Annotated in this window: 19 protein-coding genes; 5 read left to right on the top strand and 14 right to left on the bottom strand. The window is 60.3% G+C overall.

Annotation, left to right across the window (positions count from 1 at the left end):
- Window positions 1-18: 18 nt before the first annotated feature.
- Window positions 19-273, top strand: coding sequence for a winged helix-turn-helix domain-containing protein (locus VFN25_RS16090; RefSeq protein ID WP_325143732.1), 255 nt, complete (start codon window positions 19-21; stop codon window positions 271-273).
- Between the two features lie 198 nt (window positions 274-471).
- Window positions 472-1,125 (top strand): hypothetical protein, encoded by a 654-nt coding sequence (locus VFN25_RS16085; protein WP_325143730.1) that lies wholly within the window; start codon window positions 472-474, stop codon window positions 1,123-1,125.
- Window positions 1,126-1,463: 338 nt separating this feature from the next.
- Here the strand turns inward: VFN25_RS16085 and VFN25_RS16080 are convergent, their stop codons facing one another.
- Complete coding sequence (locus tag VFN25_RS16080; protein WP_325143728.1) at window positions 1,464-2,381, bottom strand: 5'-nucleotidase, lipoprotein e(P4) family; 918 nt, start codon at window positions 2,379-2,381, stop codon at window positions 1,464-1,466.
- A gap of 152 nt (window positions 2,382-2,533) precedes the next feature.
- Between VFN25_RS16080 and VFN25_RS16075 the strand changes: the two genes are divergently transcribed.
- Window positions 2,534-3,553, top strand: coding sequence for a hypothetical protein (locus tag VFN25_RS16075; RefSeq protein ID WP_325143725.1), 1,020 nt, complete (start codon window positions 2,534-2,536; stop codon window positions 3,551-3,553).
- A gap of 9 nt (window positions 3,554-3,562) precedes the next feature.
- Here the strand turns inward: VFN25_RS16075 and VFN25_RS16070 are convergent, their stop codons facing one another.
- Window positions 3,563-5,539 (bottom strand): UvrD-helicase domain-containing protein, encoded by a 1,977-nt coding sequence (locus VFN25_RS16070; RefSeq protein WP_325143723.1) that lies wholly within the window; start codon window positions 5,537-5,539, stop codon window positions 3,563-3,565.
- A 395-nt stretch (window positions 5,540-5,934) separates the two neighbouring features.
- Between VFN25_RS16070 and VFN25_RS16065 the strand changes: the two genes are divergently transcribed.
- Complete coding sequence (locus VFN25_RS16065) at window positions 5,935-6,555, top strand: thymidine kinase (protein ID WP_325143721.1); 621 nt, start codon at window positions 5,935-5,937, stop codon at window positions 6,553-6,555.
- A 200-nt stretch (window positions 6,556-6,755) separates the two neighbouring features.
- Here the strand turns inward: VFN25_RS16065 and mutM are convergent, their stop codons facing one another.
- The 12 genes from mutM to VFN25_RS16005 form a co-directional block, all read right to left on the bottom strand.
- Complete coding sequence (gene mutM, locus VFN25_RS16060; protein ID WP_325143719.1) at window positions 6,756-7,568, bottom strand: bifunctional DNA-formamidopyrimidine glycosylase/DNA-(apurinic or apyrimidinic site) lyase; 813 nt, start codon at window positions 7,566-7,568, stop codon at window positions 6,756-6,758.
- Window positions 7,569-7,577: 9 nt separating this feature from the next.
- Window positions 7,578-8,372 carry a DUF4340 domain-containing protein gene (locus VFN25_RS16055; protein WP_325143717.1) on the bottom strand — a complete coding sequence of 265 codons (795 nt, stop codon included), beginning with the start codon at window positions 8,370-8,372 and terminating at the stop codon, window positions 7,578-7,580.
- The gene (locus tag VFN25_RS16050; RefSeq protein WP_325143715.1) at window positions 8,372-9,721 is read right to left on the bottom strand and encodes a GldG family protein; all 1,350 of its coding nucleotides are present in this window, start codon (window positions 9,719-9,721) and stop codon (window positions 8,372-8,374) included. The genes VFN25_RS16055 and VFN25_RS16050 overlap by 1 nt, the downstream gene beginning before the upstream one ends.
- A gap of 3 nt (window positions 9,722-9,724) precedes the next feature.
- On the bottom strand, window positions 9,725-10,483 hold the full coding sequence (locus tag VFN25_RS16045) for an ABC transporter permease (RefSeq protein WP_325143713.1): 759 nt from the start codon (window positions 10,481-10,483) through the stop codon (window positions 9,725-9,727).
- The gene (locus tag VFN25_RS16040) at window positions 10,480-11,418 is read right to left on the bottom strand and encodes an ABC transporter ATP-binding protein (protein WP_325143711.1); all 939 of its coding nucleotides are present in this window, start codon (window positions 11,416-11,418) and stop codon (window positions 10,480-10,482) included. The genes VFN25_RS16045 and VFN25_RS16040 overlap by 4 nt, the downstream gene beginning before the upstream one ends.
- A 311-nt stretch (window positions 11,419-11,729) precedes the next feature.
- Window positions 11,730-11,894 carry a 50S ribosomal protein L33 gene (gene rpmG, locus VFN25_RS16035; RefSeq protein ID WP_325143708.1) on the bottom strand — a complete coding sequence of 55 codons (165 nt, stop codon included), beginning with the start codon at window positions 11,892-11,894 and terminating at the stop codon, window positions 11,730-11,732.
- Between the two features lie 13 nt (window positions 11,895-11,907).
- Window positions 11,908-12,144, bottom strand: a complete 237-nt coding sequence (gene rpmB, locus VFN25_RS16030) for a 50S ribosomal protein L28 (RefSeq protein WP_325143706.1) — start codon at window positions 12,142-12,144, stop codon at window positions 11,908-11,910.
- Window positions 12,145-12,349: 205 nt separating this feature from the next.
- Window positions 12,350-13,066, bottom strand: coding sequence for a glycosyltransferase family 2 protein (locus tag VFN25_RS16025; protein ID WP_325143704.1), 717 nt, complete (start codon window positions 13,064-13,066; stop codon window positions 12,350-12,352).
- 90 nt (window positions 13,067-13,156) lie between these two features.
- A complete protein-coding gene (locus tag VFN25_RS16020; RefSeq protein ID WP_325143702.1) occupies window positions 13,157-14,035 on the bottom strand; it encodes a ParB/RepB/Spo0J family partition protein in 879 nt (292 codons plus the stop codon).
- Window positions 14,036-14,046: 11 nt separating this feature from the next.
- Window positions 14,047-14,838, bottom strand: coding sequence for an AAA family ATPase (locus VFN25_RS16015; RefSeq protein WP_325143700.1), 792 nt, complete (start codon window positions 14,836-14,838; stop codon window positions 14,047-14,049).
- Window positions 14,835-15,494, bottom strand: coding sequence for a 16S rRNA (guanine(527)-N(7))-methyltransferase RsmG (gene rsmG / locus VFN25_RS16010; protein WP_325143698.1), 660 nt, complete (start codon window positions 15,492-15,494; stop codon window positions 14,835-14,837). Before rsmG ends, VFN25_RS16015 begins: the two co-directional genes overlap by 4 nt.
- Window positions 15,495-15,563: 69 nt before the next feature.
- Window positions 15,564-16,022, bottom strand: a complete 459-nt coding sequence (locus VFN25_RS16005; RefSeq protein WP_325143697.1) for a hypothetical protein — start codon at window positions 16,020-16,022, stop codon at window positions 15,564-15,566.
- 371 nt (window positions 16,023-16,393) lie between these two features.
- Between VFN25_RS16005 and VFN25_RS16000 the strand changes: the two genes are divergently transcribed.
- A complete protein-coding gene (locus tag VFN25_RS16000) occupies window positions 16,394-17,245 on the top strand; it encodes a choice-of-anchor J domain-containing protein (protein WP_325143694.1) in 852 nt (283 codons plus the stop codon).
- The last annotated feature ends 57 nt before the right edge of the window (window positions 17,246-17,302 follow it).

Here is a 17,302-nt window from a genome sequence, read left to right as displayed (position 1 = left end):
GCCGGGTAGACTCCAGTCATGCATTACCAATTCGATCAATTCAGTTTCGATGCGCACAACGCGCGCCTCAGTGGCGCGGAGGGCGAAATTGCGCTGCGCCCGATCACGGTGCAGGTGCTTCGCCATTTGCTTGAAAATCCGCAGCGCCTGATCGGACACGAGGAACTGCTCGACAATGTCTGGGGACGTCAGGCGGTCAGTGTAGGTGTGGTTTCTCAATCGATCCGCGAGCTGCGCCAGGCGCTCGGCGATTCCGCACGCAATTCGACCTAGGGCCACTTGATCAGCGTTGCCCTATATCGAAACCAAGCACAAGCTCGGCTACCGTTTTCTCGTCCAGCCGCAGGTGTTGGATGAAACCGCATCGACAGCTGGCATTGTCGATGCGATGCCTGCACAGGAAATCGAGTCCGGGCTGCCATTGGTGCCGAGGACAATCGGCTGCAGGTCGTCGCCAGTCTTGGTGAATTGTTGCTGCTTCGCGCCGATCTGGACGGCGCGGGGAGCCTGCTTTCCGAGCTCAATGAACAAGTGCCGGCCTCGCGGCGTGCCGCTATCGAGACGGCGCGCGCCCGTGAAGCGGCATTGCGCGGCGCGAACGAGTCTGCAGATACCGGATTTCGACTGGCGAAACAATTGCGCGAGCAGGCCGGTCTCGACGAATGGGCGCGCATGAGCGAGCTTGATCTGGCCGAACTGGCGGCGCGCCGGGGCCATCTCGGCGCCGCCGAACAATCCGCTCGCGAGCTGCGCCGGGCCATGCTCAAGGCGAACGATCCGCACGCCGGATTGCAGGCGGGTGTGCTTCTGGCCGGTGTGTTGTCGGCCCAGAGCCACATCGAGCAGGCCGAGCGTCTGCTCGACGAGTTGGAGAGCGAGCTTGGCAGCAATCCCGATGCCTTGCTGACCCTGCGTGTCGATCTGTTGCGAGCCTCGGTGCGCAACTCCGGCAAGGAGTCTGCACTTGCCCGCGTTGCGACACGGGCGCGAGAGGTCGGATTCGATCTGCTCGCACTGCGTGCTGAAATGCTTGCCGGCGGAGACTCGGCAGGCCAGGCGCGCGCCGAACTCGGTCGCCGGGGCGTATCGGTCGACGGAATGCCGCCACCGATCCCGTATTTCTGATCCGGCCCCAAAATGTATCAACTCGGTGCTCCTCCCGTTGGCGGGAGAAGGAAATGCTCAATCGACTTCACACTGTTTACGGGCCCTGGCCCGGATCATTCATGAATAGTCCTGACCAGCCTGGATTCTGCGCAAAAGAAAACCCGGATGGATACCATCCGGGTCGAATCCGGCATCGCCGGAGGGGGAACTGATACGTCGTTCTGTGCGTTGATGAAGCGCTTTCCGAGTGGGGCAACACGAGGAAGACGGCATGCGCATGGTAACCAGTGAACAAGGTTAATGCAATGCCTTAACTTGCATCAGATATCATGTTGATATTGAAAGGAAAAATATTTCTAATTCAAGCGCAATGAGGCCTCTTTGGCACGTCGGCGCTCGGCTTCGGGCTGGCTCCAGTCGTTGTTGAACAGTGCTGGCTCCCAGTGCCCGTAGGTCGGGTTCGGCAGCACGAACCAGCGCTGGCCGATCCAGTCGAGATAGGGCGCAATCGCCTGGGCACGCGCCTGCGGCGTGTTTTCCCCTTCATCAACAAGATCGCCGAGCTGGTCGCCGATCTGCAGCAACACCCGGTATTTGCGCGAAATCAGCTCGCGGCGGCAGCTTTTGGCGCTGCCTTTCTCGACGCAACCGGAGACCGTCATGCCCTTGCCGAGAAAAACCTGCTCGTTGTCCGCAATCGGAAAATCGAGTTTGCGCAAGTTGGCCAAAGTCACGTCTTCAAGGTCATTGGGCCGGTTCGACAGATAGAACACGGTGACGCCCTTGCTCGCGGCCAGTCGGGTAAATTCGAGTGCTCCGGGAATCGCCGCGGCGTTTATCTCGCGGCACCATTCGGCCCAGGTGTCCTTGTTGAAACTGGTGCCATTGATGACAAGACGCGCCTGATAGGGTGAGTTGTCGAGCACGGTTTCGTCGATATCGAGAATGACCGCGGTCCGGGTCGGGTCGGCCACGGGCGTTTTCCGCTCTCCTTTCGGCAGCGCTTCCCAGGTTGGATCGGCCAGCGCTGCATCCAGTTCGTCAGCAGCCATGCGGTAGGTCTGTCGATAGATCAGATCGCGCTCGACCGCCGTTTGCGTCCACGCGACCGCGTTGAGGTTGTCGTTCGGTGCCGGCGTTGATTGGACTGATGCGGCCGCGGCGGGTTGCGAGCCCGGCTGACTGGCGCTCGTTGAATCCGGGCGGGTTGTCGGTGCGCTGCAGGCACTGAGCAGAAGGCTTGCGAGCAGGGAAAAGGGGATGAGTCGGGACATGCAGAGGCTCCGCGTCGGTCTGAGATTGAAGGATCAAGACAACGTTGTCTGAAAATGGGTCACCGAAGTCTACTTCACGCACGTGCCCCATCGGACTGGCAATGACAGGCCGCGCCTGACAGACTGCGCGCCGTCCAACGACGTCGACCGCCATGCCGCTCTCGCCAACGATTCCCTCTCCGCGACTCGTCCAGGTCAGCTATTTGATGGCTGCCATTGCCCTCCTGTTGATCCTGCATCTGCACCTGCTGCCGGTCCTGATCAGCGGCTTGCTGGTGTTTGCCGTGGTCAACGCGTTGGCGCCCTCATTGCAGCGTCATCTGCCGGGTGCTCGCGCGCATTGGCTTGTGGTCGCCTTGCTCGGCGCGATCGTGGTTGGTCTGCTGACCCTTGCCATTGTTGCCAGTGTTGCCTACCTCGGCTCTGAACATGGCAATCCCATGCAGTTGTTCGAGCGCCTGGCACCGGTTGTCGAGCGCGCCAGAGCCCAGCTCCCGGCCTTCGTTGTCAATCATCTTCCGGACAACTCCGAACAGATCCGCGCGGCAGTCATGGAGTGGCTGCGTGAACATGCCGCGCAGCTGCAGGTCGCCGGAACCAACGCCGCACGAGTCATCGTGCATCTGCTCATCGGCATGATCCTTGGCGCCATGCTTGCCTTGCAAAACGCTCTTGCTCGTCAACCGGGTCAGCCACTCACCGAGGTGCTGAACAAGCGCTGCCTGAATCTGGCCACGGCGTTTCGCGACATCGTTTTTGCGCAGGTCAAGATTTCCGCCCTGAACACCCTGTTCACGGGGATTTTCCTGCTCATCGTGCTGCCGTTGTTCGGGGTCAACCTGCCGCTGGCCAAGACATTGGTACTTGCGACCTTCATCTGCGGCCTGCTGCCGGTCATTGGCAACCTCATCTCAAACACGCTGATCTTCGTTATCGGTCTGTCGGTATCGCTATGGGTCGCCGTCGCCGCGCTGACCTTCCTCGTCATCATCCACAAGCTCGAATACTTCCTCAACGCGCGCATCATCGGCGGGCAAATCCGGGCCCGCGCCTGGCAGTTGCTGATTGCCATGCTGGTCATGGAGGCGGCGTTTGGCCTCGCCGGTGTCGTTGCCGCACCGATCTATTTCGCCTACCTGAAACGTGAGCTCGAAGGCGCAGAGCTGGTCTGAACACTCGGATCAGTCGTCAAACAAGGCCGCCAGTTTGGCGATGCTTGAGTTGGCCACTTCCTTGCGCTGCACCTCGTCCTGTTCGCTATCGCGACCGGACCAGTGCAGGTCGGAGGCAGGCAATTCGCCAAGAAAACGACTCGGATCGTTGGCAATGATCTCGCCGAAGCGACGCTTGCGCCGGGTGAAACTCAAGCTGAGATGTTCCTTGGCGCGGGTGATGCCGACATACATCAGGCGGCGTTCTTCATCGAGGCGGCCCTCGTCAATGCTGGCCTCGTGCGGAAACGAGCCTTCCTCGACACCGACGATAAAGACAAAGCGAAATTCCAGTCCCTTGGCCGAATGCAAGGTCATCAGGCGCACGGCATTGCCCGGATCGTCTCGATCACCATGCGTAAGCAGGGCGAGCTGGGCGGCGAGATCGCCGGCAGCGCCTTCCTTCTGCATGGCACGGAACCACTCGCTGAGTTCCTTGAGATTCTCGAGTCGACGCGCACGCAAGCCCGGCTCCTTGATCTGTGCGCCGATGTGCTCGGCATAGCCGACGCGCTCGATCAGTTGATCGACCAGATCCGCAGCGGCGCTGCGTTCTGCAAGACGCGCGAGATCGCGCATCAGGCTGACGAATCCAACCAGCGCCGAGGCCGGACGTGCTGCCAGCCCGGCCAGCACGGTGTCGTTCTGCGCTGCCTTGAACATCGAGATGTGACGGACACCGGCGGCTTGGCCGAGTTTTTCCAGTGAGGTCGCACCGATGTCGCGGCGTGGAATATTGACGATGCGCAGAAATGCCGCGTCGTCATCCGGGTTGTTGATCAGGCGCAGATAGGCAAGCAGATCCTTGACCTCGGCGCGTTCCAGAAAGGCGGTGCCGCCACTCAGGTGATAGGGCACACGGGCGATGCGCAAGGCTTTTTCCAGCGCACGCGATTGGTGATTGCCGCGATACAGGATCGCGAACTCGTTCCAGCGCGTCTTGTGCTTCTCGACCAGATGCGCGATTTCGGCGGCGACACGCTCGGCCTCGTGCTCATCGTCGCGGCATTCGAGCACGCGGATCGGCGGCCCTTCAGCGCCTTCGCTCCAGAGCTTCTTCTCGAACAGATGATCATTGTTCGCGATCAGCGCATTGGCCACGCGCAGGATGCGTCGCCCGCAACGGTAGTTCTGCTCAAGCTTGATCACCTTGAGCTTCGGATAGTCGCGCGACAGCTCGCCGAGGTTTTCCGGGTTCGCACCACGCCAGGCGTAAATGCTCTGGTCATCGTCACCAACGGCCGTAAACATGCCGCGCTCGCCCGCCAGCGCCTTGACCAGCCGATATTGCGCGGTGTTCGTATCCTGGTACTCATCCAGCAGCAGGTAGCGGATGCGCTCTTGCCAGGCGGCCCGCGCCTCATCATCGCTTTCGAGAATCTGCAGCGGCAGACGGATCAGGTCATCGAAATCCACGGCATTGAAGGCCGCAAGTCGCTTCTGGTAAGCCGCATAAATGTCCGCCGCCTCGCGTTCACGCACTCCACCCGCATTGGCCTCGGCCTGTTCGGGCGTGAGGCCCTCGTTCTTGGCCCGCGAGACCAGCGACTGCAGCGCCCACAACGCATCCTTCTTGATGCCATTCGGCGCAAGATCCTTGATCAAGCCCTGACTGTCATCGGCGTCAAGCACGGAGAATCCGCGACGCAGATTGGCCCGCGCATGCTCGATCTGCAAGAACTTGAGGCCAAGCGCGTGAAACGTGCAAACGGTCAATCCCTCCGCCGCCGGACCCTGGATCAGCTTGCCGACACGCTCGCGCATCTCGCGTGCGGCCTTGTTGGTAAACGTAATCGCGGCAATTTTCGATGCCGACAGGTTCTTGCGTTTGACCAGATGGGCGATTTTCTCCGTGATCACCCGCGTCTTGCCCGAACCCGCGCCTGCAAGCACGAGCAGCGGGCCATCGCAGTAATCAATGGCGGCACGTTGGTAGGGGTTGAGCATGGTTGGAGCGGGAGTGGGGAGTAGGGAGTAGGCAGGCAACAGCGCGGGATTTTCGCATAGACGACCGGTCCAGCCACCCATTACATGACGCAATCGCCGCACACGGGCACAATTAAGGCAACGCTGATCAAGTGGCACAACCGTCATGGCCTTCAGAAGGTTCGCCAGTCGTGCTGCGTGGCGAAGTGAAGGCTGGTTGCCTTGACGAGCCGCGCAGCACGACTGGCGGACCTTCTGGATGCCACCTGTTTCAATAAAATCAATCGGTTAGGCGACACCTGTCTGCACGCAGACAGGTGTCGTGACGATTGCGCCACTTGATCAGCGTTGCCTTAAGGGCTCTTGACTTGCCAAATCCCCACTCCCCACTCCCCACTCCCCACTCCCGCTCGTAAATGTCCAAACTCTATTTCTACTACTCAGCCATGAATGCCGGCAAGACGACGACGCTGCTGCAGAGCGCGTACAACTATCATGAGCGCGGCATGCGCACGCGGATCATGACGCCAAAGCTGGACAATCGCGCCGGTGAGGGCGTGGTTGCTTCGCGTATCGGGCTCAAGGCCGCCGGCCTGCGTTTTGATCGTGATGACGATCTGCTCGCCTTGATCGATGCCGATATCGCCGCCAACGGCAAGCTTGATTGCGTCTTGGTCGACGAAGCACAGTTCCTGAGCAAGGCCCAGGTCTGGCAATTGACCGATGTCGCCGACAAGCGTGGTATTCCGGTTCTGGCTTATGGTCTGCGCACGGATTTCCGCGGCGAACTGTTCGAGGGCAGCCAGTACCTGCTGGCCTGGGCCGACAAGCTCGACGAGATCAAGACAATCTGCCACACCGGGCGCAAGGCAACGATGGTCGTGCGCGTCGACGAACACGGCCGCGCGCTGACCGACGGCCCGCAGGTCGAGATCGGCGGCAATGAACGCTACGTCTCGGTCAGTCGCGCCGAGTTCAAGAAAATCGTCGCCGGCGAAGGCCGCATCGAGTTGCAGCAATCCGTCTTACCGCTTTGAATGGGAGTGGGGAGTGGGGAGTGGGGAGTGGGAAATAGGAAAGCAATGCGTGACGAGTTCAACCTCATTCGACCCACCAGCGCATTTTCAAGATCTCGCCGAAGATGGAATCAATTGCGACGATATCGCATACCGCGAGCGGCTTTTCCTATTTCCCACTCCCCACTCCCCACTCCCCACTCCCCACTCCCCACTCCCCTTCACCTCTGACACCGAGGGCAATAAAACGTCGAACGCTGCCCCAGCGTGATCGACCGCACGGGTGCTCCGCAGTTGCGACACGGCTCGCCTGCGCGGCCATAGACAAACAATTCCTGCTCGAAATAGCCGGGAACGCCGTCCGGTGAGATGAAGTCGCGCAGGGTCGTGCCGCCGCGTTCGATCGCGTAGCTGAGGATCCGCTTGATTGCCTCGGCGAGGTTTGCATAGCGATTTCGTGACACCGATCCGGCCTTGCGCCGTGGATGGATGCCGGCCGCGAATAGCGCTTCGGCGGCGTAGATGTTGCCGACGCCGACGACAATGGCCTGATCCATGATGAAAGTCTTGACCGAGGCCGAGCGCCCGCGTGAAAGCCGCCACAGATAGTCGCCATCAAAGCGCTCACCGAGCGGTTCGGGTCCCAGGCGCGCGAGCAGATCGTGGGTGCTGCCCAGCGGTTGCCAGAGCAGGCTGCCGAAGCGGCGTGGATCGGTGAAGCGCAACATGCGCCCCGAATCGAGCAACCAGTCGTAGTGATCGTGCTTGCCCGGCGGCGTTTGCGGATCAAGCACGCGCAGGCTGCCTGACATGCCCAGGTGCAGGAGCGCGCTGCCAACCGGCGTATTGACGAGCAGGTACTTGGCCCGACGCTCGATCGATTCGATGCGCTTGCCGGGCAGGGCGGCAATCAGCGTTTGCGGGATCGGCCAGCGCAATTGCGGCTGGCGAATGACGAGTCGTGAAATTCGCTGCTCGAGCAAATAAGGTTCGATTCCGCGGCGCGTTGTTTCAACTTCGGGCAGTTCGGGCACGGCGTTGCCTTAATGTGCGCCGGCTTCGGCGTCGCCCAGCAATGTTGTGGCCTGTTCGGGCGTCAAGCCATAGCGCAACGCGGGTTCATTGCGGTCGGCAATAAAGGTATCGCCATCACGAACGAGACGATAGCTGATCGTCGAGCCATCGCTGAGCTTCAAAGTGATTTTTACGCCATTGGCGGAGGTAGCCGGATCGTTGCGAGCGGTTATCCGGCTGGCCAGCGCATCACTCCAGGCGGCAACCAGATCCGGGCGATCGACCTGATCAATGCTCATTCCGCTCAGCGTCGATCCACGCGGAACCAGGTGCCGATCAAGCTCGCTGGCCGGTGCGGCGAGGAGGAATGGACTGAACCGATCCGGCGCCATCGCAATGCTGTCGCCAATACGCACATAACGGTCACCATTGAAGGTATCGGTCGTGCCGAAATCGAAGTGCGTGGAATCAAGTTCGAGGCTCATCAAGGCTGGATCGAGTCCGATCTTCTTCGCATCCAGGCTCGCCAGCGGGCGTCGACTGCGCACCGGAGAAGCGGCAATCGAAAGCAGTCGTGCAATCTGCGCATCGTCGGCGGGCAGATCGTAAGGTTCACGCATCATCCAGTGTCCGTCGGCTCGTTCAAAACGGCGCGGCGTACATTGCAGGCAAGCGACGCGTACCTGCTGGATGCTCGCAGGATCAAGTGTGCTGAGCGGTGGCTCGAAGCGGGCCATTTCGCGACTGACCTGCCAATACGCGGCGAGACCAAGCGCGACGACCACGCCGATCAGGATCAGGTTGGTACGCGTCGCGCGTTTCATCAGCGCCGCCGACGCCGACGCCAGATCCACAGTCCGCTGCCGATCAGCAGGATCGGCAAACCGAGCAGAAAGCCGAAACTGATAATGGCCAGGGCAGTATCGGAAAGCGCAATCGTGCGGTCTTTGGCGCTGGCTTCGGGAACATCGATCAAGGCGTCATCGGCCAGCAGCCAGTCGAATACGCGGGTGCCGAATTCGCGATTGCCGCCGTTGCCGAGATAGCTGTTGGAGAGGAAATCGCCATCACCGATGACGACGACGCGCTGCTCGCGTTCACCGGGACGCGGCGACAAACGGGTCAGCGCGAATCCAAAATCGAGCGGGCCTGAAATTTCACCATCGGTGCCGTCGTAGCGCACGTCGCCAGCCGGCTCACCCGGTTTGGGTATGTGACCAGTCTCATTCCAGGATTGCGCCGAGCTTTGCAGGATGGATTTGAAATCCCATTTGGGTGGCGCGAGTTGGGCCAGCGCGACGGGTTGCGGAAACAGCGTGCCGAGATCGAAATCCTTGTCGATTGCGTGACTCGGGTAGCGATTGACCGCGACGAAGCTTGGATCCTCGATGCCGTACGCCTGGCCCGCGCCATCGACGATAACCCCCGGCAACACACGGATCGACAAGGCCTCGCTGAGTGCGTCGAGACCGTTGTCCTCATCCGGCTCGATCAGCCAAAGCAAATTTCCGCCACGTTCTAGGTAGTCAACGACGGCCATTGCGGAGGGTCCGGACAGGGCCACGCGCGGGTTGGCGATGACCAACAGGTCGACGTTGTCGGGGACCTTGCCGATTGTTGCGAGGGCGAGGTTGACACTGTGGATGCCACGTTGCTTCAGGGTTGCGCCGAACTGGCCGAGATCGGCATTGGCCACGCCATCGTGTTTGCGCTCACCTTCGCCTTCGAGAAAGGCGACCACGCGTTCGCGTGCCCGCGAAAGGCGCAGCAGGGCACTGCTGACATCCGTTTCACTCAAGCTCTTGAGGCGTTCACTGCGACCGTTGTAGCGCAGCTCGAGCTCGCCATCGATCTGCACACCGGCCTCGCGCATCGCTTCGGGATCGGCATCGGGGTCGATGAATCGGAGGGTCAGATCGGATTTGACGCGCTCGTAGCGGGCGATGAATTTCTCAATCGTCTCGCGCAGATTGCCCTGGGGTCGCGCGTAGGAAACGATCTCGATCGGCCCCTGCATCGATTCAAGCAACTTCGTCGACGGCTCGCTCAGACTGGCATGCCGGCTGCTGCTGAAATCGCGGACGAAACCGTAACGCGTGCTCAGGAAACCGATCAGCAGCGCGGCCGCGATCAGCAAAATGAGGTGAAGAATATTGGTCAGGCGTTCGTTCATCGATCAGCCTCGCGTGCGCAGGCTGTCGAGGCGACGTGCGGCAAGCAGCAGCGCGAGCAACGTGACGAGCAGGAAATAGACGATATCGACACTGGAAACCAGGCCGAAGAAGAACGGTTCCAGATGAGTCGACATCGACAACCAGTTGATCAACGCGTTGTCGATGCCCTGGAAGCGTGCACCCATGTCGAGCATCACCAGCAAGCTGCCAATGATCAATGCGGCTGCGGCGGCCAGCGCGGGATGCGCCGTCCACGCCGAGCAGGCAATGCCGATCGCGGTCAGGCTGGCGCCAAACAGCAGCAATCCCAGCGTTGTCGCGACAAGGCGGCCGAGGTCGAGCGTGGTGCCGAATTCGAGCATCAAGGGCATGCACACGGCGAGCAGTACGATCAGGGCAACGAGCATGAATGCGCCGAGAAACTTGCCAAGCACGATGCGCAGATTGCCAATGCCAGCCGCCAGCAGCAGCGGCAAGGTGTGCGCGCGTCGTTCGCCGGCCAGGCTTTGCATGGTCGCCAGCGGCACAATCAGAATGAGCAAGCCCGAGAGGCTGCGCAGCAGCGGAATCGCGATCAAGTCGGTTGCGCCTTGCGAATTGGCCACCGCGCCGAGCTTCGGCGCAATACGCAAATAGGCATCCAGCGCGATCAGGAATTGCCAGGCGAGCAGGGCACAGATCAGGCCCAGCAATATCCACGCGAACGGCTGCGCGAACTGGCGCTTGATGTCGTTGCCGGCGAGCAGACGGATCGCGCTCATGCGGCGGCCTTGACGGTCGCGGTCTCGCCAGCGATCTGAACGAAAATGTCCTGCAGCGCGTTGTTGTCCGCGCGCAGTTCGAGCAGGCCGAAGCCCGCTTCGTTGATCGCCCTGGCCAGATCGCCGGCGCTGGCATCCCGGGAAAGCTCGATACGCCAGCGTCGCGTGTCGATGACCTGAGCGCTGGCGACCATTGGCATGCGCATCCATGCCTCCTTGTCGACATCGCGCTCGATGTGCACATGCAGCGCGCTGCTTGCGTCGAGTTCGGACATCACTGCTGAATGGCGCAGGCGTCCCTGATGCAGGATCGCGACCCGATCGCAGCAGGCCAGCACATCCGACAGTACGTGGGTCGAGAGCACCACCGCATGATCGTCGGCGAGGGCGCGGATCAATTCGCGCAAGCGCAGGGCCTGAATCGGATCGAGGCCCGAGGCCGGTTCATCCAGCACGATCAGGGCCGGTTCGTGGACGATGGCCTGAGCCAGCCCGACGCGTTGACGGAAGCCTTTAGACAACAAGCTGGTCAAGCGACGACGCATCTCGCCGAGCTCGCAGCGCTCGATTGCCGTCTCGACGGCGGCGTTGATTGCCGTGCGAGGAATACCATGCAAGCGCGCGCAGAAACGCAGGTATTCCTCGACGTTGAGTTCGCCATAAAGCGGCGGCTCCTCGGGCAAATAGCCAATATCGCGTCGGGCGCGCTCAGGGTGCTCGTAGAGGTCGAGGCCCGCCAGCTTCACGCTGCCCGAACTCGGCGCAAGCATGCCCGAGATCATGCGCAACGTGGTCGACTTGCCGGCACCGTTGATGCCAAGCAGACCGAGAACTTCGCCACGATCAAGGCTGAGATCGAGATCGCTGATGATCGCGCGTCCGGACAATTGTCGGGATACGTTGCTGAGGGAAAGTACAGGGGGAGTTTGATTCATGCCGCAGGGATTGTTGTTTCTATTGAGGAGAAGGGCAAGGGGCAATCGGTTTCATGGTAGTTTTTGGCACTTTCCCTTGACGCACGGCATCCCTGCCATTTTTCCCTCGCCTCCCACTCCTCCGTCGCCCCTGCCCTTCGGCAAGCTCAGGACAGGCTCGACGAGAGGTAGGAGGGCGAATAGCGATTTTCAACCAACAAAAAACCCGCCGGGTGGCGGGCTATTTGTTGAAGCAAAGCAAGATCAAGAGTCCGGCCTGCACCGGGGTGAAGCATTGGCGAAGCCGCGCGCTGTGCGCGCGGGCCGATGCTTCACTTGATCTTGGCTTCCTTGTAGGCCACATGCTTGCGGATGACGGGATCGTATTTCTTGATCTCCATCTTCTCGGGCGTGTTCTTCTTGTTCTTGTCGGTGGTGTAGAAATGACCGGTGCCGGCGGAGGACACGAGGCGGATCTTGTCGCGCTTGGATGCCATGATTCAATACTCCTCAGATCTTCGCGCCGCGCGCACGCAGCTCGGCAATGACTACTTCGATACCTTTCTTGTCGATCGTGCGCAGGCCATGGTTGGAGACCTTGAGCTTGATCCAGCGGTTTTCACCGGCGACCCAGAAACGGCGTTCGTGAAGATTCGGCAGCCAGCGGCGGCGCGATTTGTTGTTGGCGTGTGAAACATTATTACCGGATTGGAAACTTTTTCCGGTGACTTGGCATACGTTGGACATGCGAACCTCGTCATTGTCGGTTACCGCCCTTGGCCAGGACGGATTCGGCCCAGCGACGTCGATGCGCCACACGATGCTGGGGTTGCTTTGGCCATGCGACAGAGGGGTCGTGTACCGGGCTCCATGCATCCGGGAAAACCGGAGAACGGGCCAAAGCTAGCCGCGCTTTATAGCCTATTCCGGCTGCATCCGCAAGCTGGAAAGCTCAGATTTCCTCAGTCGCCGTGCGCTTCGAGCGGCGGATCAGCCAGGCCACGCCGCGCAAATCGGATATACCCACTAGGGCGCGATTGAGGTTGTTGTACTTGGAAATTCCGGTGCCACGAGCGCGATGGTTGACCGGTACGCTCTTGACTTGCCAGCCGGCACGCTGCATCAAGGCCGGCAGATAGCGGTGCATATGGTCGAAGTAGGGCAGATCGAGAAAGACCTCGCGCTCGAACAGCTTGATGCCGCAACCGGTATCCGGCGTGGCATCGCGCAGCAATCGACTGCGGATCGCGTTGGCCAGCTTCGAGGCGATGCGCTTGCTGCCGGTATCCTTGCGATTGACGCGCCAGCCAGCGAACAATTTGATCTGTGCGGGCGATTCGTCACGCATGGCGAGCAGCTTGGGAATATCAGCCGGATCATTCTGGCCATCGCCATCGAGGGTCGCGATCCACGCACCGCGGGCGGCCTTGATGCCGTTGCGCACGGCGGTACTCTGACCGCTCTGCGAAAGATGGCGAATCACGCGCAGTTCCGGATTGTCGGCCTTGGCTGTGCTGAGCACGGCGAGAGTGTCGTCTTTGCTGGCGTCGTCGACATAGACGATCTCGAAATCAATGACGCCACGCAGCGCCGTGGTGATCTCGTTGATCAATGGCAGAACATTGTCGCGCTCATTGAAGACCGGCACGACGACGGAAAGCTGGGTCATGGCCCGGATCCTGTGAGGAGACGATCGACAGCCAACACGATTGTCGATCAAGCCGACAATTATCGCCGATCTCTTCGTTCAGCCCAAATCTCAGCGAATGCGACCGAGGATGCCGTCCAGCTCATCAAGACTGTGATAGCTGATGACCAGCTTGCCGCCGCCGCCGCGACCATGGTTGATGGCGACGCGCGCGCCGAGCTTCTCGCCGAGCTCGTTTTCCAGAGATTCGATATCGGCATCGCGCTTCGGCTTGGCTACCTTGCCCTTGGGCAGCTCGGTGGCGTTGCGCACCGCTTGCTCAAGTTCGCGGACGTTCCAGTCGTTGTCGATGGACTTGCGTGCGAGGGCGACAGCACGAGCTGCGGGCAGGGTGAGCAGAGCGCGAGCGTGGCCCATTTCGAGCTTGCCGTTGTCGAGCATTGCGCGAATTTCATCGGGCAGATCGAGCAGGCGCAGCAGATTCGATACCGAGGCACGCGAACGGCCCACGGCATCGGCAGCTTGTTGATGGGTCAGTTTGAATTCGGCGATCAGGCGCGCCAGTGACTGCGCCTCTTCCAGTGGCGAGAGGTCTTCGCGCTGGATGTTCTCGATCAGGGCGATCGCGATCGCGGCGCGATCATCGATATCGCGAACCAGGGCGGGGATTTCGGAAAGTCCTGCGAGTTGGCTTGCGCGCCAGCGGCGTTCGCCGGCGATTAGTTCAAAACGGCCCTTGCCCGCACTGCGCACGATGACCGGTTCGATCACGCCCTGGGACTTGATCGATTCGGCCAGTTCCTGCAGCAGGTCCTCATCGAAATGGCGGCGTGGCTGGTATTTGCCGGCGCTGATCGCGCTGATCGCCAGCGAACGCAGCTCGCCTTCGTTGTTCGATGTGACTGATGCGGATTCGGCGGCATCGTCGTCGTTGCCAAGCAGGGCATCTAGCCCGCGCCCGAGCCCAAGCCCGCGTTTTTTTGCTGCCATGGCGGTATGTCCTAGCTGGCTGTTGCTGCAGTGGTGGATGCGGCGCGCTCGCGACGAAGCATCTCGCCGGCGAGGCCGAGATAGGCAATTGCTCCGCGTGATTCGCGATCATAAAGATTGATCGGCTTGCCGTGGCTTGGTGCTTCGGCCAGGCGAATATTGCGCGGGATGATCGAGCGCAGCAGCTTTTCGCCGAAATGCTTGTGCAACTGTGCCGAGACATCGTTGCTGAGATTGTTGCGCACGTCGTACATGGTGCGCAGCAGGCCTTCGATTTCGAGTCCGGGATTGAGCCGCTTGCGCACGGCCTTGATCGTGTCGACCAGACTCGAAAGTCCTTCGAGCGCGAAATATTCACACTGCATCGGAATCAGCACGCCGTCCGCCGCAGTCAGAGCGTTCAACGTGAGCAGGTGCAGGGAAGGTGGGCAGTCGATCAGAATCGTGTGGTAGTGATCACCGAGTTTGTCGAGTTGCTCCTTGAGCCGGTGTTCACGGGCCAGTGCGTCCATCAGCTTGATCTCGGCGGCGGTCAGGTCGCCGCTGCCAGGCAACAAATCGAATCCACCCTCGGTCTTGACGATGGCATCCTCGATGGCGGCTTCCTCAAGCAGTACATCGCAGCCATTGGGTTTGGCCGAACGCTTGTCGACGCCGGCGGCCATCGTTGCATTGCCTTGCGGGTCGAGATCGACCAGAAGCACGCGTCGGCGTGTCTCGGCGAGTGCGGCGGCGAGGTTTACGGCGGTGGTTGTCTTGCCAACCCCGCCTTTCTGGTTTGCGACGGCGATGATGCGTGTCATGAGTTCTTCCGGGCAGGCGATCCGTCTGCACTGCGTTTGATGATGACCAGATGGCGCTCGGCGTCGAGGCCGGGCACATCGAGTCGATGCACTGCCTCGATCGAGAAACCGACTGGCAGATTGTCGAGCTCATCCTGCGGGAATCGCCCCTTGAGTGCCAGCCAGCGACCCTTCTCAGCAAGCAGATGACCTCCCCAAGCCAGCATATCGGCCAGTGTCGCGAATGCACGAGCGGTGATGCAATCAAATTCGCCAGTAACCGCCTCGACCCGGCATTCCTCGACCTGGGTGCCATCCAGTTTCAGCTGGCGCACTGCTTCGCGCAGAAACCGTGCCTTCTTGCCATTGGAGTCGACCAAATGAACCCTGAGACCGGGTTTGGCCAATGCCAATGGGATGCCTGGAATGCCTGCGCCCGTCCCAACATCAGCCAGGGTGCTGCCGGAGACAAAAGGCAGCACGACCAGCGAATCGAGCAGATGCCGGGTGACCATTTCGCCCGCATCACGCACGGCTGTCAGATTGTAGGCGGCATTCCAGCGCAGCAACAGATCAACGTAATCGAGAAGCTTCTCGACGGTCGAATCATCCAGCTCAAGCTTCAGCGTCGTCAGCCCCGCACGCAGCCGCTGCCGCAGCGGTTCGCGGTCGGACATGGGTCGCTCGGAATCGAAAGGGGGGCCAGTATCGCGGCGCAGCCAGGCAAAATCCAGCTGACAGATCGATCAGGCGGCGCGGCGCAGATCGATGCGGGTGACCAACAGGCCGCGCTCGCGGACCTCGGAATTCAGACCCTGCTTGAGCCAGAGTCGACATTCGAGCTGATCTACCGGGGCGGAATCGCTGGCCAGCAGGTGAGTCGCTCGATCACGCAGTAGCGGTTCGACCGATTCGATGACGTGATCGGCGCGCTGCGGGTCCAGGACCTGGAAATAGACCGAGGCTTGACAGTTCTCGCCCGAATACAGTGGTGCATTGATATCGATACGACTGCCGGTCAGGCTCATCTTGTGCGAAATGCGCTCTACCAGCGGCAGGATGAAATGCGTGCCAGCGCCGACGAAACGGGTGTGTCCGCCGAGACGGCGCAACGAATAGACCTGTCCTTCGGGAATACGGCGCACGCAAACTGAGACCAGAGCGGTCACGGAAAGCAGCGTTGTCAGTAGTAATGAGAGCGACATTTATCAACACCATCATGAGGTTATCCAGTGAACCTCATGTGCAGACTAACAAAGTTCCGACGAAACTGGAATAACGAGTGCTTAACATTCTCTCTTGCGCTGCAGCAATCAATGCTGAACACGGTCACAGTTTCGTTGCCGATTCTGGCCGCAAGGTGCCTCATATCGGCCTTTTTGCGGGTGCTTCCGCCACGCCGCCCGTCAAATTGATGTTGTTTGACTGCGAGCTACCTGCTAGCTTCACAAGTTGCGTTCTAAAGTTGGGCTGTCAGGCTCGCACTGATTCCAATTTTCCACGTAGCGTCAAGCATTTATGGAGTTGCAAGCGACCAGGGATTGAATCCAGGTGAAATCAATGAATTTGGGGTGACATGAATATGAATAAAATTACATTAGCAGTTGCAAGTGCTGCGTTTTGTCTTGCGCAAGGCGCGATTGCGGCACCGGGCGATTTTTCCGCACGAGGGGCGGTAACGCCAGACACCACCGTACCAAACGCCAACCCGGCGCCATTGGCCATCGTTGTTGATCAAGGTTTTGATGACATCACCACGCTTGCGGGTGCCGGGTGGACGTTGAACAACAACAGTGATGGAGTCGGAACTACCGACTGGTTTCAAGGCAATGACACCGTCTTTACGGCATTTGACGGAGCGACAGATGCTTATATTGGCGCAAATTTTAATAATACTGACGGCGGTGGAGATGGTGGTTCAGGCATCATCAGCAACTGGATGGTAACGCCACCGATCAATTTCGGAACAGGAGCGACAGTGTCGTTCTATACACGAACGACCACCGGCTCCATATTTCCTGATCGTTTGCAGGTCCGTGTTTGCGCAGCAATGCCATGCGCGAATTTTGGCGCGGCCGGTGAAGGAACGGGCGACTTTGCAACGCTTTTGACCGACATCAATGCTGGCGAGGTCGCTGGTGGCTACCCCGACACCTGGACGCAGTTCACGCTCACCAATACTGATGGCTTGCCGACCAGTGGCACCGGGCGCGTGGCATTCCGCTACTACGTGCACAATGCGGGCCCTGCCGGAGCCAGTTCGAACTATATCGGTATTGACCGCGTCGCGATTGAAGAAGGTACCGCCGGCGCACCGGCTGCACCAGCGATCGAGCTTCCATCGCTCGGCACCAGCGCGATGATCGGTCTTGGCGCCCTGCTTGCCCTGTTCGGCTTCGCAGGTCTGCGTCGCCGTCGCATGAATTGATAGCTACTTTGGATTAAAGAAAAACCCCGCTTCGGCGGGGTTTTTTGTGTCCGGAAG

It is taken from the genome of Dokdonella sp. (genome assembly GCF_035703485.1).
In the GTDB taxonomy this organism is placed as follows: domain Bacteria; phylum Pseudomonadota; class Gammaproteobacteria; order Xanthomonadales; family Rhodanobacteraceae; genus Dokdonella.
The sequence above is the reverse complement of the archived record's forward strand: the minus strand, read 5'-3'. Positions and strand labels throughout refer to the sequence as shown.